This is a genomic window from Nocardia rhizosphaerihabitans, assembly GCF_014646295.1.
Taxonomy (GTDB): Bacteria; Actinomycetota; Actinomycetes; order Mycobacteriales; family Mycobacteriaceae; genus Nocardia; species Nocardia rhizosphaerihabitans.
The window spans coordinates 122898-144548 of the sequence record NZ_BMNE01000011.1 but is presented as its reverse complement, the minus strand read 5'-3'; the positions used below and the strand labels follow the sequence as shown (position 1 = coordinate 144548).

The 21651-nt window shown below is 64.5% G+C and carries 16 protein-coding genes and 4 pseudogenes; 14 read left to right on the top strand and 6 right to left on the bottom strand.

All coding sequences use genetic code 11. The features are described 5' to 3' along the window. The first annotated feature begins 109 nt into the window (after positions 1 to 109). The 11 genes and pseudogenes from IEY60_RS32005 (at position 110) to IEY60_RS31955 (ending at position 13256) form a co-directional block, all read left to right on the top strand. A complete protein-coding gene (locus IEY60_RS32005) occupies positions 110 to 1123 on the top strand; it encodes a GDSL-type esterase/lipase family protein (RefSeq protein WP_229740310.1) in 1014 nt (337 codons plus the stop codon). Between the two features lie 81 nt (positions 1124 to 1204). Further along, positions 1205 to 2005 (top strand): crotonase/enoyl-CoA hydratase family protein, encoded by an 801-nt coding sequence (locus IEY60_RS32000; protein WP_229740309.1) that lies wholly within the window; start codon positions 1205 to 1207, stop codon positions 2003 to 2005. Between the two features lie 123 nt (positions 2006 to 2128). Continuing rightward, positions 2129 to 3418: a family 1 glycosylhydrolase gene (locus IEY60_RS31995; RefSeq protein WP_229740318.1), complete on the top strand. Its 1290-nt coding sequence runs from the start codon at positions 2129 to 2131 to the stop codon at positions 3416 to 3418. A gap of 50 nt (positions 3419 to 3468) precedes the next feature. Continuing rightward, positions 3469 to 4293, top strand: a complete 825-nt coding sequence (locus IEY60_RS31990) for an esterase/lipase family protein (RefSeq protein WP_189034262.1) — start codon at positions 3469 to 3471, stop codon at positions 4291 to 4293. Positions 4294 to 5999: 1706 nt separating this feature from the next. Further along, positions 6000 to 7460: a condensation domain-containing protein gene (locus IEY60_RS31985; RefSeq protein WP_189034261.1), complete on the top strand. Its 1461-nt coding sequence runs from the start codon at positions 6000 to 6002 to the stop codon at positions 7458 to 7460. Between the two features lie 62 nt (positions 7461 to 7522). Then, the gene (locus tag IEY60_RS31980; protein ID WP_229740308.1) at positions 7523 to 8782 is read left to right on the top strand and encodes a glycosyltransferase; all 1260 of its coding nucleotides are present in this window, start codon (positions 7523 to 7525) and stop codon (positions 8780 to 8782) included. Then, positions 8779 to 9732, top strand: coding sequence for an ATP-binding cassette domain-containing protein (locus IEY60_RS31975; RefSeq protein ID WP_189034259.1), 954 nt, complete (start codon positions 8779 to 8781; stop codon positions 9730 to 9732). The genes IEY60_RS31980 and IEY60_RS31975 overlap by 4 nt, the downstream gene beginning before the upstream one ends. 23 nt (positions 9733 to 9755) lie before the next feature. Further along, entirely contained in the window at positions 9756 to 10592 is an 837-nt protein-coding gene (locus tag IEY60_RS31970) for an ABC transporter permease (RefSeq protein ID WP_189034258.1), read from the top strand. Positions 10593 to 10601: 9 nt separating this feature from the next. Beyond that, complete coding sequence (locus tag IEY60_RS31965) at positions 10602 to 11978, top strand: hypothetical protein (protein ID WP_189034257.1); 1377 nt, start codon at positions 10602 to 10604, stop codon at positions 11976 to 11978. Positions 11979 to 12207: 229 nt separating this feature from the next. Then, a pseudogene (locus IEY60_RS36105) lies at positions 12208 to 12497 on the top strand (chorismate-binding protein); the annotation flags it as partial. A gap of 267 nt (positions 12498 to 12764) precedes the next feature. Then, a complete protein-coding gene (locus IEY60_RS31955) occupies positions 12765 to 13256 on the top strand; it encodes a hypothetical protein (protein WP_229740307.1) in 492 nt (163 codons plus the stop codon). A gap of 168 nt (positions 13257 to 13424) precedes the next feature. On the opposite strand, the gene IEY60_RS31950 is transcribed toward IEY60_RS31955, so the two are convergent. From IEY60_RS31950 to IEY60_RS31940, 3 genes and pseudogenes are all read right to left on the bottom strand, one after another. Next, positions 13425 to 13775, bottom strand: coding sequence for a histone-like nucleoid-structuring protein Lsr2 (locus tag IEY60_RS31950; protein ID WP_189034255.1), 351 nt, complete (start codon positions 13773 to 13775; stop codon positions 13425 to 13427). A gap of 395 nt (positions 13776 to 14170) precedes the next feature. Next, positions 14171 to 14729 (bottom strand): annotated as a pseudogene (locus IEY60_RS31945) (DDE-type integrase/transposase/recombinase); the annotation flags it as partial. Positions 14730 to 14794: 65 nt separating this feature from the next. Beyond that, the gene (locus IEY60_RS31940; RefSeq protein WP_189034254.1) at positions 14795 to 15058 is read right to left on the bottom strand and encodes a hypothetical protein; all 264 of its coding nucleotides are present in this window, start codon (positions 15056 to 15058) and stop codon (positions 14795 to 14797) included. A gap of 249 nt (positions 15059 to 15307) precedes the next feature. Between IEY60_RS31940 and IEY60_RS31935 the strand changes: the two genes are divergently transcribed. Next, a complete protein-coding gene (locus IEY60_RS31935) occupies positions 15308 to 15589 on the top strand; it encodes a hypothetical protein (RefSeq protein WP_189034253.1) in 282 nt (93 codons plus the stop codon). 339 nt (positions 15590 to 15928) lie between these two features. Here the strand turns inward: IEY60_RS31935 and IEY60_RS36750 are convergent, their stop codons facing one another. Beyond that, positions 15929 to 16444: a DUF4158 domain-containing protein gene (locus IEY60_RS36750; RefSeq protein ID WP_505829444.1), complete on the bottom strand. Its 516-nt coding sequence runs from the start codon at positions 16442 to 16444 to the stop codon at positions 15929 to 15931. A 928-nt stretch (positions 16445 to 17372) separates the two neighbouring features. On the opposite strand from IEY60_RS36750, the pseudogene IEY60_RS31920 reads away from it, so the two are divergent. Beyond that, a pseudogene (locus tag IEY60_RS31920) lies at positions 17373 to 18302 on the top strand (reverse transcriptase domain-containing protein); the annotation flags it as partial. A gap of 4 nt (positions 18303 to 18306) precedes the next feature. Continuing rightward, positions 18307 to 18582, top strand: a pseudogene (locus IEY60_RS36430) (group II intron maturase-specific domain-containing protein); the annotation flags it as partial. A 108-nt stretch (positions 18583 to 18690) separates the two neighbouring features. Here the strand turns inward: IEY60_RS36430 and IEY60_RS31915 are convergent. Together IEY60_RS31915 and IEY60_RS31910 are read right to left on the bottom strand one after the other, a co-directional pair. Continuing rightward, entirely contained in the window at positions 18691 to 19329 is a 639-nt protein-coding gene (locus tag IEY60_RS31915) for an LmeA family phospholipid-binding protein (protein ID WP_229740306.1), read from the bottom strand. Positions 19330 to 19412: 83 nt separating this feature from the next. After that, positions 19413 to 21644 (bottom strand): MMPL family transporter, encoded by a 2232-nt coding sequence (locus IEY60_RS31910; RefSeq protein WP_229740305.1) that lies wholly within the window; start codon positions 21642 to 21644, stop codon positions 19413 to 19415. Between the last annotated feature and the right edge of the window lie 7 nt (positions 21645 to 21651).

Here is a 21651-nt window from a genome sequence, read left to right as displayed (position 1 = left end):
CGTGCACAATCAGACCTTTCGCATGGTCATCACTCCACATCTGGGCGGCACACAGGTACGTGTCCGTCTGACGAACCGATTCGGGCTCGCACCTGTCACCTTCGACACCGTGAGCGTCGGTGATCAGGTATCGGGAGCGACCGCAGCGAATATCGCACCGGTTCTGTTCGACGGACAGCCCTCGATCACGCTCGCTGCCGGAGCCGACGCACTCAGCGACCCGGTCCCGTTCACTGCTGCCTCGTTCAGGCCGCTGGCGGTCAGTATCCACGTAGCCGACGCAGTCGGTCCGCCGACCAAACACTGGAATTCCAACGCCACCTCCTACTATTCCCCTGCCGGTAGTGGCGATCTGACCGGACAGCCCGACCCCGCGGGGTTCACCTCGACGACCAACGCCTGGTTCTACGTCAATGCCCTAGATGTGCTCGCGCCCGCCGAGACCCGAGCCGTAGTCGCGTTCGGCGACTCCATCACCGACGGGTTCGTCGGTGCCACTGCCGCCGCTGTCCCCGCCGACCGCGCGGTGGCCGACACCAATGGGCGTTACCCGGACGTGCTCCAGCGCCGACTCGATGACGCGCGCATTCCGATTTCGGTCGTCAACGCCGGAATCGGCAGCAATCGACTCTTGACCAGCGGCGAGCCGCTACTTCTCGGCCCCAGTGGCCTCTCCCGGTTCGCACGAGACGCACTCGACCAAGCCGGAGTCAGCGGAATCCTTGTCCAAGAAGGCATCAACGACCTCGGCCTGCCACCACACGCGGACACGGCATCCATGATCGCGGGATATGAGCAACTCATCACCACCGCACACCGGCACGGCAAGAAGATCTGGATCGGCACACTGCTTCCAGCCTCCGACGCCGTTGTCAACGGCGTCATGTTGGCCCCCCGTAGCGAGACCGACCGTCAGCAGATCAACACCTGGATTCGTAGCCAAACCCTCGCAGACGGCATCGTCGACTTCGACGCCGCCCTCCGCGATCCTGCCGATCCCGCTGTCCTGCAGGACGTCTACGCCAGTCCGGACCGCCTGCACCCCAACCCCGCCGGTTATCGGGCAATGGCGGAAACGATCCAACTGTCCATGCTCGCGGACTCTCGTTCTCCCGCTTGTTGACACGTGGATCGACGACGGCACTCATGTATCAGCGCTTGCCTTCATACGGCGGCGAATCATCCCAAGAAGGAGCGGCAGCAGGTGTGCGAAACGACGAGCATGCAGTCCGATGTCGTCAAGACCGAGGTGCGCGGGAACGTGCTTCTGATCGGGCTGAACCGGCCGGAAAAGAAGAATGCGTTGACTGGAGAGATGTTCCAGGCACTGGCCGAGGCGTATGAGCGCTACGACCGAGATGACAATCTGCGCTGTGCGGTGCTCTACGGCGAGGGCGGGGTGTACTGCGCGGGCGCGGATATGGCGCAGTTGCAGGAACTCGTCGAGAGTGGCGCGCTTGTCTACGGCGACGGAGACTACGACCCTTTCGGTACCGCGGGTGTCAGGTTGTCGAAGCCGTTGATCGCCGCCGTGCACGGCGTCTGTTTCGCGGGAGGGTTGCAGCTCGCCCTGAGCGGTGAATTCACCGTCGCCGCCGAAGGCACCCTGTTCGGTCAGCCCGAGGTGTTGCGCGGCGTCTTCGCCTTCTTCGGCGGCGCGGCGCGCTGGGTGGAGACCGTCGGCTACGCGAACGCGCAACGGTACCTCCTCACCGGCCACCACCTCGATGCCAGGGAGGCGTACCGGATCGGCTTGGTGCAGGAGGTGGTTCCGGCGGAGGAACTCCTCGACCGGGCACTGCAGCTGGCCGATGAGATTGCGGCCGCGGCACCGATGGGCGTTCGCTACTCGCTGGCCGTCTCCCGCCGCGCCGCCGAAGCGGGGGTTTCGGCAGCCTTCGATCTCGTTCCCCGATTGCGGGCCGAGATCGTCGGCACCGATGACGCCGCCGAAGGCGTCCTGTCGTTCAAGCAACGCCGAGCAGGCGTATACACCGGTCACTGAGCCGGAACGTGCCGAGTCCCCGCGGATATCCACCTACGAGCTCGACCTACGGGTCGCAAGTGCGCCGCTCGTCGTCGAGCAGAAAGTTGTGTTATGCGTCAATCGCCAACTGTCACCGCGATGATGTCCGCAGTGTTCTCGGTGCTGGCTCTCACCGCCCTTGCGGCGCCCTCAGCGGCCGAAGTCCTTCCCGCGTTACCGGCGGACTTCGAGTTCGGGGTCGCTCAATCCGGTTTCCAGTCCGAAGGTTTCAACCGGGACTCGAACTACCTGCGCTACGGCAACGAAGGGAAGTTGCATGAGCCGGTGGGAAACGCCGTGGACTTCTTCCACCAGTATGAGGGGGATGTCGACAGGGCGGCCTCGATCGGTGTGGACAACTATCGCTTGTCGGTGGAGTGGTCGCGCATCGAACCGCAGCCCGGTGTCGACGACGCGGCCGGTTGGGCATTCTACGATGCGGTGATCGGCCGCATCGTGGCCTCGGGTATGCGCCCCATGATCACGTTGAATCACTGGGTCCATCCGGGTTGGGCGGTCGATCGTGGGGGGTGGAACAACCCGGAGATGGCCGCAGCCCTGTCCGCTTTCGGGCGACGTGTCGTTGATCGCTACACATGGGCCAAGCCGATCTGGATCACATTCAACGAGCCCAGCGAATACGTTCGGCGGGAACTGACCTACGGTGGTTTGGCGCCGGCCAACACCGGACTCATGGTCGATGGGATCATCGAGGCTCATCGGGCGATCACGACCTATATCCATGCCGTGCAGCCCGGGGGCCAGGTCTCCTCGAACATCGCCTACATCCCACTGCCCGGTGTGGAGCCGGCGCTGGAAGCCGTTTTCTCCGACCGGATGGTCGATTCCTTCGACTTCATCGGCGTCGACCAGTACTACTCGATCGCGCCGTCGGAATTGCCGTCGTTCGCCGCCTCGGGCGGCTCGTTCTGGAATCTGCCGCAATCGCCGGAGAGCATGTACTACGTGCTGCGCTACTTCGCCGCCAAATATCCGAACAAGCCGCTGCGGGTCATCGAGAACGGATTGGCTACCGACGCGGATCAGAACCGTGCCGACGGGTACCGCCGCGACGACCATCTCCGCGACACCGTCTATTGGATTCAGCGCGCACGCCGAGACGGCATCAACGTCGTCTCCTACAACTACTGGAGCCTCACCGACAACTACGAGTGGGGTGAATACGGTTCTCGATTCGGTCTCTACAGCGTCGATGCCGTCCACGACCCTGCCCTGACCCGCCGGCCGACAGTCGCGGTGGCGGCCTATCGCGAGATCACCGAACACCACGGGGTGCCCTCCACCTACCGGCCGACCCGTCAACCGGCGCCGTGCTCACTGATTGCACTGCCCGACAGTTGCGGCGATCCGGTGTCGGTCGAGCCACGCTGACGAGTCTTCGATACCCACCACCCGTTTCGGGCTGAGCAGGAGAATCCCTGATGAAACATCGATCCTTGGTCACGTTGGCCTGCTCGGCCCTGGTACTCACCAGTCCGGTCTCGGCCACCGCGACAGCGGAGCCGATCCCTTCTGTCAACAATTGGAACTGTAAACCGTTGCCCGACAGTGCATTTCCCAGGCCGATCGTCTTCATCCACGGCATCTTCGGCGACATCGAGAACTGGCGAGCGGAGATCGATGACCTCACCGAACACGGCGCCTGCGTGTTCGCCAAGAACTACGGTGCGCATGCCTCGACCGGATACGCACTCAACGGGCTGGCACCCTTGGCGCAGTCCGAAGACGAGCTGTCACTGTTCATCGATGAAGTTCGTGCTCGCACCGCGTCCGCCCGAGTAGACCTCGTCGGACACTCCGAAGGAGGCTTGCTCGCCGGTGCTCTTTCCCGGCGATTGGGCCCCAGTGGCGTACACACGGTGGTCTTGCTGGCACCGGCCACCCATGGCGCCAGCCTCAGCGGAACAACCGACCTACTTCACGATATGGGTATTGAAGCCACAGTCGACGAGATGTTGCGTGCCACTATCTGCCCGGCCTGCGCGGACATGTCGGCGCCTGGATCAGCATACAGGCAGAAGAACAACCAACCCCCGCTCGCGGCAACCGGCGTGAACTATCACATCCTCGCCCTGCGCGACGACGCTGTTGTTTCCCCCGGCGGGACAGCATCGTTCATCGACGAGGCCGGTGTCGAGAATCGATACGCCGATGAACTGTGGCCCGACTCCGCCTTCGTGCACCCCACCCTTCCCCAACAGCGACCCGTCGTGGACTGGGTGAGGCAGAAACTTCAACGTCGGTGACCGCCTCGATGACTCATCCCTCGGGATTCACAGCCAAACCGATTGACACACCGCCACGTCCAATAGGGAAGACGCTGTGCCGCTTGCCGATTCACTCGTTTCGACATCCACGCTGCCACTTGCGCAGCAGGTGAGCCTCGATGGCGCCCAAAATCCGCGCCTCGGGATAGATAGTCAGCCACAAAAACTCGTGACGACAGGCCGTGGCTGTCACCGGGTGGCATCAACCGTCGATGCCCCGACATCTGTCAGTTGTGGCTCGACTACGGGTCTAGCCACAGCGTTTCGCAGGGCATTCGCCGGTTGGGGAGGAACCCATCGCTGATCTCGCTGGCAGTGATAGAGGGGTGAGGATGGGAAAGCCAATCGTGCAAAAAGTTCCGCACCGCGGTACGGCAACCGCAGAGGTCGACGACCAGGCCACCCATGATCACTCGTAGGTGAGTGTCGGCTTCGGCGGGGCGAGGGGATCGACGCAGCGACATCAAAACCTTCCCCGGCCTCCGGGGGTAAGAACAAGGAAGTGGTGTAACCAGAGTAAATCGCCAGCGGTGAAGTCGATTCTACCTGCAGGATCCGGACCATCACCGTGCACAGCTGTCGCCAGTGGCTGCTGGGTAATTGTCGCTGTGAAAGCAGGTAGGGTCTGCCGCTGGCGCTGATATATCACTGGGTTTCGCAGGTCATAGACGTGATGAATGAAGGGTAACACGGTTATCGTTCGGGGGTCTCGCATGCAGGTATTCGCTACGAAATTGTCGTTCTGCGGCCCAGGGCTCTGCTTCGCGTGTGTCGAACGGTCAGTGCGCTACGTGATCGGGTTCGAGTCGGTGCGGCGCAGAGGCTTGCTGTTGGTCAGTTTCGCCCGACCGGGACTCCGGCAGGTGGTCCTCGCCCGGAGCGGGGTGCGCCTGTGGCGCTCGGTCGGGCGACACCTCTCCGCCGTCGGAGTCACCGCGTGGCGAGCCACGATCTCGGCGACCTCGTCGTGCCGCGCTGACATCTGACCGGTTTTGACATCGCGCCGGGCTCACAACAGCCAGGCGTCCTCGACTTGGGACCTCGGGCGACGGTCCGGTAGTCGGTGCCCAGTTCGGCAGTGCACGCGCGCGCCGATGTCTCGTCGTCGAATAGCGACCAATGGGTGTAGGGAACGGCGCCGTTCGACACCTCGCGAGGAGCCCCGCACCACGGCGATGCCCTCACCGTCGTCCAAGGGATGACTCCCGTCGGTCGCCGAACAGCACTTGCCGAATATTTCCGGCCGACCATACCCGGATCCGCCAGTTTTCGTATAGCGAACGGCGTATATGAATTGCGTCAAGTGAACATACGGAAAATGCACTTGGACGATTGCCCAACAGCGGTGTGATGCGCACGCAAACATTTTTTCATCTGTAGTGAACAAAATGCCGACGGGCATTTCCGTTACCGGATTTCACATTCAAACTTTTGTTCAGGATTGGCGAACTCGTGATGCGATTCGCGGAAACATGCAGGCTGAAGGGGTTTGTTTAGTGCAACCGTGATGGCCGTCACCATGACGCTACTTTTAGTGAATTTACATATACGATCTATCTCGCCAAGGCTTCCCGGAAATCTGTTACCGCCGAAGTTTCGAAGCATCAGATGACACAGTGCGGTGTTATCCTTCAATCACGCCTTTCTGCCGCTTCGGCGTGCGTTCGTCACGAGGTGAACCGGTCATGGAATACACCCACCTGTCCGAATTCGAAATCCGTTCAGGCGTCTTATCGATATGGACGCCCGTACTCGCCACCGACGCATGGCGGCTCGACGATCGTCCGCTGACCAGCGTGCACGCCGACTACTGCGCGAGCGTCGATCCCACCGATCCGCTGCCCGGTCGCGGCCGCTGGATCGGCACCGTCTTCGAGATGGACGCCCCACTCGACGGCCCCACCTGGCGCGAGACGCTACGGCGCTGGCACGCCAGACACGAGGGCCTGCGCACCACGGTGAGCACCGCGTCCCCGGGCGAGCCGCGCAGGCTCGTTGCCGCACCCGCCGCCGTCGGGATCGCCGAGCAGCTAGTCGCCGGACTCACCGACGGCACCCGGATCAACGAATTCCTCCGTGGCACTCTCGAAGCGCGTCTGTCGCCACTGGTGTGGCCACACTGCCTCGCGGCCACGATCGAGCACGCCGACACCGGCGATTTCACGGTGCTCGTCGCCGCCGACCACTCCGTGATGGACGCCTATTCCCAAGCCATTCTGATCCTCGAACTGCGCACGCTCTACCACGAGGTCATGGCCGGCGAGGCGTCGCGCGAATCGGTCACCTTCGGCAGCGCGGCCGACTTCGCCGTCTTGGAACGGGCGAGCGCGGCCGAACTGGATCAGGATTCCCCCGCGGTCGCGACGTGGCGCGAATTCCTCGCCGACGGTGCCATGCCGCGCTTCGCCCCGCACGCCCAACGGCCCGCTCCCGCGGACCTACCCCAGCCCAGCGTGTCGCGATGGCTGCTCGATCTCACCGAACTCGAGCAGATCGAAGCGGCCCTCGACCAGGCGCGGCACCGGATGTCGGTGGCCGTGTTCGCCGCGCTGGCCCTGGCCAATCAGCAACGGTTCGGCGCGAACCGGATGCGAACCGCGATGCCGATCGCTACCCGCCCCAGCCTGCGCTGGATGGAATCGATGGGCTGGTTCGTCAATGTGGTCCCGGTCGATATCACCCTGACCCCTGGTGTCGGCATCGCCGAAGCCATGGATCAGGCGCGGGCAGCGCTGCGTCGATCGCGCACCGCCAACGACGCCTCCTGGTCGCGGGTCCTCGACCTGCTCGACGTCACCGAAACACCGCGCTTCGGTATCTCCTTCCTCGACATCCGGGTCCTGCCCGGCTACGAGCTGGTCGCCGACCTGCGCGGACGGACCTTACGCGCGGAGTCGTACTCACCCGACGAGGTATTCCTGTGGGTCGTGCGGGCAGCCGAGGGCCTCTATGTGTCGACCCGGTACCCTGCCGGGCTCCCCGCCGCAGTGATGGACGAATTCCTGACCGCGTTCGGCCAGGCACTGTCGTCGATCACCGCCGCGGTGCATCCGGGTCCGGCTGCCGACATGCAGGCGCCCGCCGCACTCGCGGTCGCCGACGCAGCGACCGGACGCGCGGAAACACCAGAGCCGGCCGACGCATGAGCCCCGCGTACCGACGCGCTGCGTGTCGCCGTGCAGGCGGGATGAGCGGATGCGGGTCACTGTTGGCTTTCACCGGCAGCCGAGGAGACGCCCAACCCGGCATCCTGCTGGCTCGTGTGCTGCGCGAGCGCGGGCACGACGTGACGTTGGCGCTCGCGCCGAACCTCGTCGCGTTCGCTCATCACCACGGGGTACTCGCGGTTCCGTTCGGCCGCGATACCGCCGATCTCCTGCACGCGCAGCGCACCGACCAGCGGTTTACCAGCCGCGATCCGCGCGCCCGGCTGCGGGCGCTGTTCGACCTGCAACGGCGCGGAGTACCCGAGCAGCTCGCGGACCTGCGCGCGCTGGCACCCGGACACGATCTGGTGGTCGCGGGAATGGCAGGCGAGGAAGTGGCCGAGTCGGTGGCGCGGGCGCTCGGGCTGCCGTTCGCGGCCGTGCACTTCTTTCCGATCCAGCCGAACAGCGCGGTCCCGGTCGTGCCGGTGCGCTGGGCTGCCAGACTCCCCGGGTTCGTGCACCGAGGGGGTTGGTCGGTGCTGGCCCGCGCACGAGCCGCTGCCCTGGCGCCGGTCCTGCCCGTCGCGTCCGGGCCGGGCGTGGCGAGCACGCGAATTCAGGCCTACGACCCGCGGCTGTTCCCGGGTATAGACGAACAGTTACCCGGGCCGTTCGTCGGGTTTCCGGTCGATGCGGACGGATTCCTCACCAGTGCAACGGGTTCCGCGCACCCTGAACCGCCTTCGCCGACGTCGTCTCTCGAGTCCTGGCTGGATGAGGGATCCGCGCCGATCTACGTCGGATTCGGCTCCATGGATGTCGGCGATCCGGCTGCCTTCGTCGCGATGTTGCGCGAGGTGTGTGCCCGGCGAGGCCGTCGGCTGCTGCTCGCGTCGGGCTGGGCGACGATCGCCACCGGATTCGAGCAAGATGTTGCGGCGGTCGAGCAGGTCGATCACGCCCGGGTGCTGCCCCGTTGTGTCGCCGCGGTGCACCACGGGGGCGCGGGTACGACAGCGGCAGCGCTGCGAGCCGGTGTGCCACAGGTGATCTGCTCGGTCCAGGCAGATCAGCCGTATTGGGGTCAGGCGCTACAGCGGGTCGGCCTCGCGGCCACGATTCCTGCGAAACAGTTGACCGGTCCGCGGCTCGACGCACTACTCGATCGGGTCTCGCGTCCCGACGTGGTCCTGCGCGCGGCATCCTATGCCGCCGATTTCGCCACCGACGGTGTCGAGCGAGCCGCCGATGCCGTCGAGACGCTGCTGGGTTCGTCAGGCGCCCCTGACCTGCTCCATTCCGCCGGGAGTCAACTGTGAATACCGATATCGCCATCCGCACCACCGGTCTGGGCAAGTCCTACGGCGATTTCACCGCCGTCGGCAGCGTCGACCTCACCATCGCGGCGGGGACCGTTTTCGCCCTGCTCGGCCCCAACGGCGCGGGTAAGACCACCACCGTGCGCATGCTCGCGACGCTGGTCCGTCCCGATCGCGGCTCCGCCGAGATCTTCGGCTACGACATCGCACGCGACGCGACCGCCGTGCGCTCGATGATCGGGCTCACCGGCCAGTACGCCTCGGTCGACGAAACCCTCACCGCCGGTGAGAATTTGCGGCTCTTCGGCCGTCTGATCGGGCTGTCCCGCCGTGATGCCGCACGCCGCAGTGTCGAACTGCTGGAAGAGTTCGAGCTGTCTAAGGTCACCGACCGGCCGGTGAACCACTTCTCCGGCGGTATGCGGAGGCGGCTCGATCTGGCGGCCACCTTGATCACCGATCCGCCGCTGATCTTCCTCGACGAGCCCACCACCGGCCTCGACCCACACACCCGCGACAAGATGTGGGGCGTGATCCGGCGTCTGGTCGCCCGCGGCGCGACCGTTCTGCTCACCACGCAATACCTCGAGGAAGCCGACGCTTTGGCCGATCGGATCGCCGTCATCGACCGCGGGATGATCGTCGCCGAGGGCACCGCGGCGCAGCTGAAGTCCTCGATCGGCGACCAGGTGCTACGCCTGGATCTCATCGACGTCGCACAGTCCGCCCACGCCGAGGCGATCATTGCCGATCTCACCGGCGAGGTACCCGAAGAGTCCTCAGCTGGCACGCTCACGATCGCGCTCACCGATGCCGGCACCGCCGCCGACATCGTCGCCGCCTGCCGTACCGCGGGCATCGCGCTGCGCGGTTTCGCCGTCGACCGACCCGATCTCAACGAGGTCTTCCTTGCCTTGACCGGTACTGCCCGCGCCGACATCGCCGCCTGATTTTTCGAAAGCCCGAGGCCATCATGCCCGTCACCATCGCTGAGATCGCCGTCGAACGCACCGCGCCCGCGACGATCGACCGCCGTCCTCGAATCACCCACGTCAGCCTGCGTGCCTCGCTGTTCCAGTCCTTGATGATGGCGTGGCGAGGTCTGCTCACCTTCCGCCACAGCCCGCAGTTGCTCTACGACGCGTTGCTGCTGCCCATCGTCGGGCCGCTGCTGTTCGGCAGCATCTTCGGCACGGCCATCGCGGGCAGCATGCAGGCGTACCTGCCGATTCTGATTCCCGGCGTGCTGGTACAGATCGTGCTCACGTCGTCGGTCGCCACCGGAGTGCAACTGTCGGAGGACATTCGGTCCGGGGTCTTCGATCGCTTCGTCGCCATGCCCATCGCCCGGTCGGCACCTGTCGCCGGGGCATTGCTGGCCGGGGCCACCCGGTATGTCATAGCCGCGACCACGGTGGTGATCGTCGGGTGCGCGATGGGCTATCGCCCAGATCACCCGGTCGGGTTCATCGCCGGCGCGGTGCTCGTGGTCCTTGCCACCACCGCTATCAGCTGGTTGTTCGCGTTCATCGGAGTCACCGTGTCCAGACCCGCCGCGGTGCAGGGCATGTCCATGCTGGTGCTCACCTTCTTGAGTTTCGCATCCAACGCGCTCGTGCCCGAGTCTGCGATGCCGACCTGGCTCCGCTACGTCTCCGACTGCAACCCGGTGTCCTACCTCGTGTCGGCGGTGCGCCGACTCGCCGAAGACGGTGTCGTCGGCGCCGACGCACTCTGGTCGGTGGTGGCCTCGCTCGTGATCGCCGCCGTCTTCGCACCCCTGACCATCCGCACCCTGCGTGCTCGCTGAGGAGTTCTGATGACGCTCACTGCCCCGACCGAAGTCACCGCGTCCGTCGCCGTCAACCGGCTCACGGCCGACGACGACCTGTTTCTCAAACTGCACAGCCTCTACGGCAACGCCCTGGTCAATCAGCTCGCGTGGCGGTTCGACGAGCCCCTCGACCCTGAACTGCTCACCCGCTTCCACGCCCACTTGGCCCAGGGTTTCCTGGCCCGGCGCGTGCAACCGACCCGGGTGCCGTTCGCCCGTCCCTACTGGCTTCCCGCCACGGAATCGCTTCCACTGGGCTGGGATTCGGTGCCCGTCGCCGACGACGAGATTCTCGACTGGTATTTCGCACAGAGCCGGGTCGACTTCGATCCCGAGACCGGTCAGGTGTGGCGGCTGTCCGCGGCGCCGACTATCGCGGGTGGCACGCTGATGTCATTGGTGACCTCCCATGTCGCATCCGACGGCGGCGCCGTACTGTTCGCCGTCGGCGACGCACTGGCCCGACTCGAGCACGACGAACACCCGGACCGCGCAACGGGTTCGGGACTGCTCGTCGGCACGCGACCACAGCACCCCTTGAGCGCGAACTTGATCGACGCGGCTCGACAACTGCGTGCGGTCGCGAAAGGCATCCGGGCAGCGATCGCCACCCGCAGCGTCACCGAGCCCGACCGCAACCCCCGACCCGTGCAACCCCAGCTCCCCCTGCCGGCTCGATGGTCACCCGCAGACCAGGTGGTCCAGCTCGACCTCGCCGAGTGGAATGCCGCTGCCACCAAACATTCCGGCACGACGAACGGACTCCTGATCGCCCTGGGCGCAGGCCTGCTCGGTCGCAGTGGACGCGTCGGCGACACCGCGAACATCCGCGTAGACATCCCCCACTCGACGCGCACCCCCGACGACCCCCGCGCCAATGCCACCACAGGCCTACCGATCTCGGTCACCTACCGCACCGGCGACCGCATCGACCTCGCCAGCATCCGCACTGCTGTGAAAACGGCAGCCACCGCCTACCACGACCCAGCCACCACCCCCGCCCTCCAACACCTGCAACCCCTCCAGATGATCCTCCCCCGCTTCGTCCTCCACCGCTTCGCCCGCACCGCCAAAGCCCCGGAATGCTTGTGCACCAACCTCGGAGAAACCGCACAGGGCGTCGCCACCATCGCAGGCCACCAAGCCTCAGCCGTCCTCATGCGCCCCGTAGTCTGCACCAACGACACCGCCATGTTCCGCCGAGTAGAAGTAGGCGTAAACCTCTCCTTCTCCACCAACGGTCACACCATCACCCTCGCCGTCACCGGCGCCGACCCAGACCACTTCCCCATCCGCACCGCGCTCCGCACTCTGCTGACCGCCGAACTCGCGTCCTGGGGATTGACCCCGCATTTCTGGTGAACTCCGGCTGGTCGGCTCGGGAAGTCAAGCTGGTCCGGCATCCTGGACAAGGCGAACGGCGGGTTCGGATTGTGCGTCGGCGCGATCATCGACCGTGGCGGACGTGCTGCTCCTGGAAGTGAACAGCACCGGCCCCATCCGACCCACCCACAAAACTGCCTGGCGCCACCGTGGGATCTGGAGAATCAGTGGCCGGGGCACTGACGCGGAGAGTCCTGGAGAAACGGGTCTGGAAGACCTGTTCCCGGCTGTGACCGCTTCCGGTATTCCCAAGCGCGAATCTCTCGACGCGATCGCTCGGATGGACGAACCCCGCGGCCTGTACTCCGGTGCCGTCCTGCGGATCTCGCAGAGCGGCGCGCTCGACGCTGCCCTCGTCCTGCGGGCGGTCTATCAGGAGGGCGACGGTGCCTGGCTGCGTGCGGGCGCGGGCATCGTCGCCGACTCCGTACCCGAACGTGAATTCGAGGAGACCTGTGAGAAGCCGGCTCGATCGCGCCCTACGCCGTGCGTAGGTGAGGCGACCGCGGGGCAGAGCCGACAGTTACGCACCAGGTCCACGGTGACCCGAAAAGCCGGGGTGCTGTTCGCTTCGATGGTCGATTCGTCCGACTACGGCACATTGCTCGACCGGGTCATGAGGTGGCCGTGTGCGGCGAGCCGCCGGCTTCTCGGCAGGATCGGTCCGCAACGCTTTCCATTTGACAAGGAACCCCAGTACCACCGCGCCGCCGAAGCGGGCGATCCTGGAGCCATGGCCGTCCTCGGTTTGACTCGCGCAGCGCCGTGAGCGCAGTGAAGCAGAAGCCTGATGGCGCAAAGCGATCGTTGTCCGCCGAACCCAGGCTCGCGCAAGGCTGTGCAGCGGGCCGCCTATGGTCGCGACACTGGCACAATGACCTGCTCGGCTGGCTACACCTGCAGCGCGGCGAACTCACTGACTACGAAACCTGGTGGTGCAAAGCTGCTGACACCAACGACCCCAACGCCATGATCAACTTCGGCTATCTGCTCGAACTGCGCGGCGCGCTGTTCGAGGCCGAAACCTGGTACCGCAGAGTTGCCGACGCCGACACCCGCGCCATAGCGGAAGAGAAGCGCTGCAGTGTGTTCGACAGCGGCACCCCCGGCGCCTGTTGTCCTGACAGGCCAGTGTGTGTGAAGAAGCACGGGTTCAGCCAATGGCTTGGCCGACTGTTGCGAGGGTTGTCGTTGTACACCGAATACGCCGCTATGCGGAAAGCCACGGCCGCTTCTGTCGAGACGGCCGTGGCTTGATTTCCCCAGCGCTGTCCCTCTGCTTGTGGTCGAGCAAATCGTGGAGGTGTGACTCGGTTGCGTGGAGCGCTACCGAGTCGCTTATGGTCACTCGCGTATGCGCATTCCTGGTACAGCGAAATCTGGTAAAGCATGATCTCAGCGCTACCTGCCGACAAATCTTCTGCTCTATGCAGAAGCAGCGTCATAGGCGGCGATAACATCGGCCGAGATCCGTCCGCGGGTCGATACGGTATGGCCGTTATTGCTGGCCCACGCACGAATGTCAGTAATATCGTTGCGTCGAATCGGTGCGGGCGCAGCAGTTTTCGCGGTGAGGCGGCTGGTGGGAGTCTTGGCCGGGCCGATTCGGCGAGCGTAGGGGAGCCACTGGTCGAACGTTTCGCGCAGTTTGGTGGCGTTGGTGTCGCAGAGGTCGATTTCGTAGGCGACTCCGTCGATTGCGAAGGTGACGGTCTCGTCTGCTTCGGAGGTGTCGTCGAAGTCATCGATAAGGCTGACAGTGACTTTGCGTGCCATGGGGATCCTTTCGTTCGAGTACAGAGGGTGTCCACGGATCGTAATAGCCGAAGGCACGTCGGGACCATCCAGTGCCAGTGCACTGGCAGCAGTGGGCGCGAAGTCGAGAGATCGCCGACGAGGAGCTCGTAGGGCGTAACGCTTCGTTAACGAACCTCGGAGTTGTCATCGGACAGATGACCAGTCGCCACGCGACATCTTCGCGCCTACGATCGTAGATCGAGTGTAGCCCGGAAGACGTTGGGAGATCAGCGGTCCCGTGTCTGCTGAAGGCAGGCGAGATGTCTCAGAATCATCAGGTATCGGTCGATGCGTCTGACGCGCGGCGCGTCGGTGTGGTCGACGACCAACGGGAGGGACTGCCCCGAGTTCGGTTGACTCGCGGGTGTGGTGTTTCAGGCCGCGAGCGCGGGCTGGTTTATTGTCTCAAACTCGATCGGGGTGAGTCGGCCGAGTCGACGTTGTCGGCGGGTGCGGTGATAGGTTTTCTCGATCCAGACCACGTCGCCAACCGCAGTTCCGCGCGAGTCGCCCAGCGCTTCCGGTCGAGAACGTTCTTCTGCGGCAGCGCGAAGAACGACTCCATCGCCGCATTGTCGCCACACGCCCGTCCCGGCCCATCGAACCTCGTAAGCCGTTGACCGACAACGCATTCACGAACTTCCGAGACCGAAATTGACTTCCCCTGTCCGAGTGGACGACCGTCGCGATGGGTGAGCGGAAAGCGACCGCGTGGTTCAACGCCGACACCGCGAGCGACGCCTTCAACCGTGCATCGATCGAGAACCCGACGATCCTTGGAGAACACGTCCTTGATCGCGCACAATACAGCTTGCCCTCGCCGGCGGTGGCATGCTCAGTGATATCGGTCAGCCACACCGAGTCCGGTGTCGCTGCGGTGAATCGTCGCCCGACGAGGTCGTCGTGGACCGGCGGGCCGGACTTGCGGTTCAACTGAGACTCGTCATCAGAATGTCAGTAGCGATTCGTCACTAGAATGTCAGTAAAACGACCGCTGATCAGGTGGTCCGTGGTCGAAGATTTTGCAGGGCGCTTGCGCGGATCTGTTGCGAGCCAACAGGTTCGGAAGGCGTGGGCGGGTGGCCGATGCTGCGAAGCGTGCGCTCCGGCAAGCCGCCGTTGACCGGTTGGCCGTCCTCGATCAGCACGATGACCTGACCAACGATCACGGTGTGGCTCGCGGCCCGCCGTGAGCCGAGGTCACCGGAGCGTTTCCGGATCGATGCCGCGCTGCGGGTGCGGCTCGCGTACTGGCGCGGCAACGCCTCCGCGCTGCATCGCGAACTGCGACAACGTGAACGCGACGGCGGCCACCGGCGCCGAGCTGTCTACGTTGCACCGTGCGATCCGTGAGGACATGACCCGCGGCGACATCGTCGGCATGCGCGAGGGTGAACGCTCGCGCCGCAAGTTCGACGTCTTCCTCAAACGGCCCAGCACGTACCGCAACGCGACCTGGGAAGCCGACCACGTGGAGGTCGATGTCGGGCGGGCGGCTGATGGAGCCGTGAGTGACCTGGTTCGTCGATACCGAGCACTGCGTGATCATGGGCGTGGCCGTCACGCCGAAGACGCCGAACCGGGAAGCGATCCTGGCCGCGTTGCGGGCGGCGATCCTGCGGACACCGCCGTATGGCCCGGCCGGCGGGGTGCCCACCATCGTCCGGAGCGCCGACGCCTACACCACCGAGTACGTCGCCAAGGCGCTCGATCAGTTGAAGGCCGAGGGCATCGATGTCGCGGGGACCGGGTATCAGCCGGTGCAGGTGACCCCGACCGAGGGTGGCAAGTAGGCACCGTGTGCGGGATCGCACGCGGGGCGGTTCGGAACAACGCCAGGTCGGAGAAATGTTCGCTGTCCCATCATCGTCCGGGTTGCTGTTCGTCACCGGGGCTTTGCGTACTGGACATTCGTCCAGTCGAGACTTGTGCGTACTGGACATCCGTCCAGTCGAGACTTGGGCTCGGTATTCGAACTCGACCTAGGAGACATCCATGGGATCCGCATCCTCACTGCTGGCCACCGTGCTCGTTGACCTGATCCTCGCCGCGATCCAGAGCGGCAGCGCGGCCAGCTGACCCGACACCGCGACGGCCCATCGGGAAACCCCCGGTGGGCCGTCGTCATGTGCTCAGCGCGGAGTGAGTTCGATGCCGCCGCCCTGCTGCCAGGTCTGGTAGATGTCGGCCTTGGACGCTTCGCCGTCAGCGGTGTAGCCGATGCCGTTGAACTCGGCGTTCTGCTTGTTGTCGCGGGCGATGACGGCGAACAGCTCGAGCACCTGGTGCCCGTTACTCTGCGAGGATGACTTCTGGGCAGACCGAGATCTGGCACAACCCGCGCTGCACGAAGAGCCGCAACGCGACCGCGTATCTGGATGCGGCCGGGATCGACCGTCGTCAGCTCGGCACGCAGCTCGGCGCGGGTCACCGTGTTCTCGATCAGATCCCACACCAGCTCCAGCGACAGCGCCGGATCGGTACTGCTCGGCCAGATAGTCGATCAGCTCGCCCGGCACGTCCAGCGGATCGGTCAGGAATATCCCGAGATGACGCACCGTGACCAGCTGCAACGCGAGTCCCAGCCGGTTGTAGTCGCGGCGCCGGGCCGCGATCAGCCTGTTGTCCTCGTCGTCGAGATTCGTCATTACTGACATCTCTGGAGAGGTTCTACGAACGATTCCGACTCGGCCGCCCTCGTCTCAAATACAGGGCTTGACCAGGTCTTTACTGGCATCTCGTGACGAACTCCACTGACACGAGTGACGAATCCCCAGGTCGCCAACTGACATCGAAATGACGAATCTCAATGCCCACCGAGCTGGCACAAAAGGTCAACCCTCTATGTGCGCGGGGTCCCGCCGTTGTCGATCATCGGTCACCCGCGCGCCGACATGTGGACCTTCCTTGTCGTGCGCCACGAGGCGCTGTTATCCATATTGGAGGTGCAACGACTCCGAAGTGATTGTGTCGCAGCACGATTGCTGTAGCTGAGGGCAGCCTGACCCGGGAGACGCCGGGGAGGGCGGAAAGCAGCCCTGACAAAGCCGGGACGTGTCAGCACTGCCGAATGGTGCGGGTCCGGCAAGCGTGAGGCAAAGGTGGACGTAAGGAACCAGTGTGTAAGGCCCCTCAAGAAGTCCGTCAGCTCCAACTCGGTGGATATGGGCTGAATTGCGGTGCGCACCTGCCTGATTCGTAGGGTAGGGAACTCCTCAACCGGGAGGCACTAGGCCCGGTCGGAGGTCACGGTGAATGTCTGCGGCGTAGCCGTGACGATGCCGCAGGGGTATAGCTGGCCACCTCCTGTCTCGAATGGATAGCAGTGAACGTGGGAACCATCCTGTTCCGCCCGTAGAGGGTCGAATCCATCGGCCACCCGCGGGCAGGCTCGTCGTCGGCTGGTGGGGCGTGGATGGGGCGGAGGCGTCGTAGTAGTCCGAGAACGGGAAAGCCGTTCACATGGCGAAGGACGCCAGTGGATATCGCAGGAAGGGATTGTAATGGTCGGAGGCACTTGTGAATTCGGGTGAGTCGTGGCCGGACTTCGAGGAAGCCGGGCTGCGGGTACGGCGGATGCAGACCAAACTGCACTGGTGGGCGGTCCGGGAACCGGACCGTGTTTTCGATGATCTGTACAACCTTGTGCACGATCCGGCGTTTCTGATACATGCCTGGGAACGAGTGCACGGCAACAAAGGTGGACGGACTGCGGGGATCGACGGGGTTGTGCCCCGCGAGATCCCGAAAGACTCGACCAGCCTGTTGTCGCGTGTTCGGTCCGAATTGAAGGGTGGTAGTTATCGTCCTGATCGGGTGCGGGAGAAGTTGATCCCGAAACCGGGTAATCCGTTGAGGAAGCGCCGGCTGGGGATACCAACGGCAGCGGACCGCGTTGTTCAGGCCGCGTTGAAGTTGGTATTGGAGCCGATCTTCGAGGCCGATTTTCAGCCCAGTTCGTATGGGTTCCGGCCGCGAAGACGCGCTCAGGACGCGATCGCCGAGATCCATCACTTCGGCATCCACGGGTATAGGTGGGTGCTCGAAGCTGATATCGAGGCGTGTTTCGACCGGATCGACCATACGGCCCTGATGGACCGGGTGCGTCACCGAGTCGCAGACAAACGTGTTCTGTCGCTGGTCAAAGCGTTCCTGAAGTCGGGCATCTTGTCCGAGGAAGGCATCGACCGCGATACCCACACGGGGACCCCGCAAGGTGGCATCTTGTCTCCGCTGCTGGCGAATATTGCCCTGTCCGTGCTGGATGAGCACTACCAGCACAAATGGGACGCTGTCGGCGGAGACACCCAAAGGAAGGCCATCGGACGGCGCAGTGCTCTGCGCGCGAAAGGGGGTGCGACCTATCGTCTCGTTCGCTATGCGGACGATTTCGTGGTCCTGGTCAATGGTCAGCAGCATCACGCCGAACAGGCCAGGGCCGAGGTCGCGCAGATATTGGCGCCGATGGGATTAGCACTGTCGGAGCCGAAAACCCGTGTGGTGCATATGGATGAGGGGTTCGACTTCCTCGGTTGGCGTATCCAGCGCCGGACGAAGGCAGGGGACGAACCGCAAAGTGATCTACACCTACCCGTCGAAGAAGTCCTTGAACTCGATCGTCGGCAAGGTGCGGTATATCACTCGCAGATCAGGGTCTCCCTATATGTCGCTCGAACATCTCCTCAAACACCTTGGACCTGTTGTTCGGGGTTGGTGTATGTATTTCCGACACGGTGTCCCGGCCGCTACCTACCGCTACCTGTACTTCTATTCGTGGAAGAAGGTCGCGCGGTGGCTGATGATGAGGCATCCGCGCCTGGGTTGGCGAAAGATCAAGCGCCGCTATCTGCAGCACCTACTCTGGGTCGCAGTCCGAAGAGTTCGGGCACCTCATTCAGCAGTTGTATGCCTCGGTGTTATGCTGAATTTCCAGCTTGGTGGGGCCGCCGACAAGCGTGACTGCGATGCCGTTGTCGGTGACCTTCACCCCGGTCGGCTTCAGACCCAGCGGATTGCTCTGCAGGCTCTTGGTCATCAGATCCACGATGCCGTCCACAAGGTCAGTGGGCAGGCCGAAACCGAATAGCTGAGCGGACTGCGTGTTCACCTCGATCTGCTCTCCGACGATCCGCGGTTGCACTCGCAACTCGGCAAGGCCGCCGAGCACCTCGATGCCCAGTACGCCGGTGCGTGGATCGGACCGAACCCCCGAGACGAGCGTTTGCAGGGTCTGGGCGATGCCCTCGTTGCTCCAGGCGGCCTCGGCGCTGCTGCTACCGATGTCTACGCCGCTGCGGCCGTTGTCGATCAGCGTGATGTCGTTGAGCCGTGCGTGCACCTTCATGTCGACGGCGGGTCCGAATTCGGCGTCGTCGCTGTCGATATCGATGTATTGGATCCGGTGGTCGATCGCGGTGAGCAGCAACGGTTTCGGACCGAAGCTCACCGAAACCTTGGAGCCCAGTTCCTGCTCCACCTGCGCGGCGATGCAGTTCGTGGTGCGGTGGCGGTAGTAGGTTTCGGCGCCGACCACGGCGAGGATGAGGACGAGGACGAGGACTATCCGCCACAGGCTCCGGGTGCCGTGCCGCCCGCCGATCGGCGGTTTGACTGCTGTCACCCGTCTTCGCGTTCACGCTGGGCGGTACTCGATGTTCGAAGTACTTTGGCGCTGCGGCGATTCGAAGCGCGACGGTCACCAGGCCACCAGTTGTGGTGGCCGATCACAGCCATGACCGCGGGGATGAGCGCGAGTCGTATGATGCTGGCGTCGAGGGCGATCGCGGTAGCCAGTCCGACACCGAGCATTTTGATGTTGCCGTCCGGATCAAGGGCGAACCCGATGAAGACGGCGATCATCACGAGCGCTGCCGGTGCGATCACCTGGGCGGAGGCCGCGATCCCGTTGATCGTCGCCTGCTCGTTCGCCGCACGGTCGCGGACATCGTGGAGCATGTACTCCTCGCGGACCCGCGACAGGATGAACACCTCGTAGTCCATCGACAATCCGAAGATGAACGCGAAGATCAGCAACGGCATGTACGCCGGAATTGGCCAGTGCGTATCGACGCCGAGAATCGTGCTACCCCAACCGAATTGAAATACCGCAACCACTACACCCAGAGCCGCGACGACGGACACCACGTTGAGCACCGCCGCGTTGACCGCGACCAGCGGAGCTCGAAACGCGATAGTGAGCGCGATGATCGACAAGCCGAGCACCACAGCGAGGAAAAGGGGGATGCGCGATTCGATCTTCGCGGCCAGATCGGCATCGGCCGCGGCCATACCGGTGACGTGGATGGCGGTGCCGGGGGCCGTATGTGTGCCCGGCAACGCGCGGATGCGGTCCACCAGCGCGGTGGTTCGCGCGGAGTGCTGGGCCTCGCGTGGCGTCACGGTCATCACCGCCACATCCAGGTTGGTCTGCGCCGGTGTGACGGCGGCGACATCTGGATCAGCGGCGAGCCGGTCGTGCACCCTATCTGTCACCGCGGGCACCGTGTCGGGCGAGCCTTGCAGCACGACAACGAGGGGACTGTTCGTGCCGGGGGGGAAGTTGTCGGCGATCAGGTCGTGGGCGCGGCGCTGGGTCGTCGACGGTGGATCGACACCAGCGTCCAGTTGGCCCAGCGTTATTTGCGTGACAGGGAAGGCCAACAGCCCCAGTACTGCGAGACTGCCCAGCAGATATCCCCACCGATGGCGCACAGCGCGCCCGATCCAGCGCCGCCACCGCTGCTGCACGGCCTCGCTGCCCAGCGCGATGCGTGCCAGCGCCGGAATCACCGAGTGGGCCCGGTGTCCGACCGCCGCCAGAAGCGCCGGGAGCAGGGTCGAGGTCGCCGCGAGCACGACCGCGACCATGATCGCGGTGGCGTAGGCCATCGCCGAGATCGCCGGAATACCCGCGGTCAGCAGTCCGAGCAAGGCGAGAACCACCGACGAACCTGCGATCACGGCCGCCATCCCGGAGGTGGCAGCCGAGGCCGCGATGGCGTCGGGTGCGCTCCTGCCGTCCGCGATGTAGCCGCGGTAACGGCTGACCACCAGCAGTGCGTAGTCGATGGCCACGCCGATACCGATCATCGAGGCGATCGAGGTCGCCGAGGACGACATCGTGGTGACTCGGCTCAGCAGTTCGAGCACTGACAACCCGATTCCCACCGCGACACCAGTGGTGCCCAGACAGATCAGCGTCGCTGTCAGCGAGCCGAACGACAGCAGCAGCACGACGAAAGCCACTGCGACGCCGATGACTTCAGCCCATATCGAACCCCGGGAGGCGGTGTTGGAGACCAGCGGACCGCCGAATTGCACGTCGAGTCCCTGCGCGCGGGCCGGGGCCGCGGCCTCTCGCAGTGTATCGACGGCCTGCTTGGACAGCGCGTTCTCATTGACGTCATAACTCACGGTCGCATACGCCGCGCGATTGTTGGCCGAGACGTTGGCCAGCGGGTCGTCGACGGCTCCGACGTGTGGCAGGGCCGTGATCGCCGAACGAACGTCCGCCATGGCCGTCGCGTGATCCCGGATGTTCTGGCCGTCGGCGGGTGTCGCGAAGACGACAGTAGCCGACGTCCCGGACATGGCGGGGAACGCCCGAGCCAGCACGTCCTGCGCGGTGCCGGAGTCGGAACCGGGCACGCTGTAGGTTTCGTCGGTCCGCCCGCCCAGGAACAGTGCCATGCCGACGATCACCGTCAGCAACACCGCCCAGCACGCGATGACGATGCGCCGATGCCCGGCGGATCGGTGCGCGAGTTCGCTGAGCAGGGTGCCCCCCGACACCCCGCGCCAGCGACTTCGGCTCGGCGTTTCGCTGTCATTGTGACCAAACACAGTCATCGCGTGC

Bases quoted from the DNA above. Each gene is read 5' to 3' on its own strand.
- IEY60_RS31995 (WP_229740318.1), top strand. From the start codon at position 2,129: ATGTCCGCAGTGTTCTCGGTGCTGGCTCTCACCGCCCTTGCGGCGCCC.
- IEY60_RS31990 (WP_189034262.1), top strand. From the start codon at position 3,469: ATGAAACATCGATCCTTGGTCACGTTGGCCTGCTCGGCCCTGGTACTC.
- IEY60_RS31985 (WP_189034261.1), top strand. From the start codon at position 6,000: ATGGAATACACCCACCTGTCCGAATTCGAAATCCGTTCAGGCGTCTTA.
- IEY60_RS31970 (WP_189034258.1), top strand. From the start codon at position 9,756: ATGCCCGTCACCATCGCTGAGATCGCCGTCGAACGCACCGCGCCCGCG.
- IEY60_RS31965 (WP_189034257.1), top strand. From the start codon at position 10,602: ATGACGCTCACTGCCCCGACCGAAGTCACCGCGTCCGTCGCCGTCAAC.
- IEY60_RS31950 (WP_189034255.1), bottom strand. From the start codon at position 13,775: ATGGCACGCAAAGTCACTGTCAGCCTTATCGATGACTTCGACGACACC.
- IEY60_RS36750 (WP_505829444.1), bottom strand. From the start codon at position 16,444: ATGACGAATCTCGACGACGAGGACAACAGGCTGATCGCGGCCCGGCGC.
- IEY60_RS31910 (WP_229740305.1), bottom strand. From the start codon at position 21,644: ATGACTGTGTTTGGTCACAATGACAGCGAAACGCCGAGCCGAAGTCGC.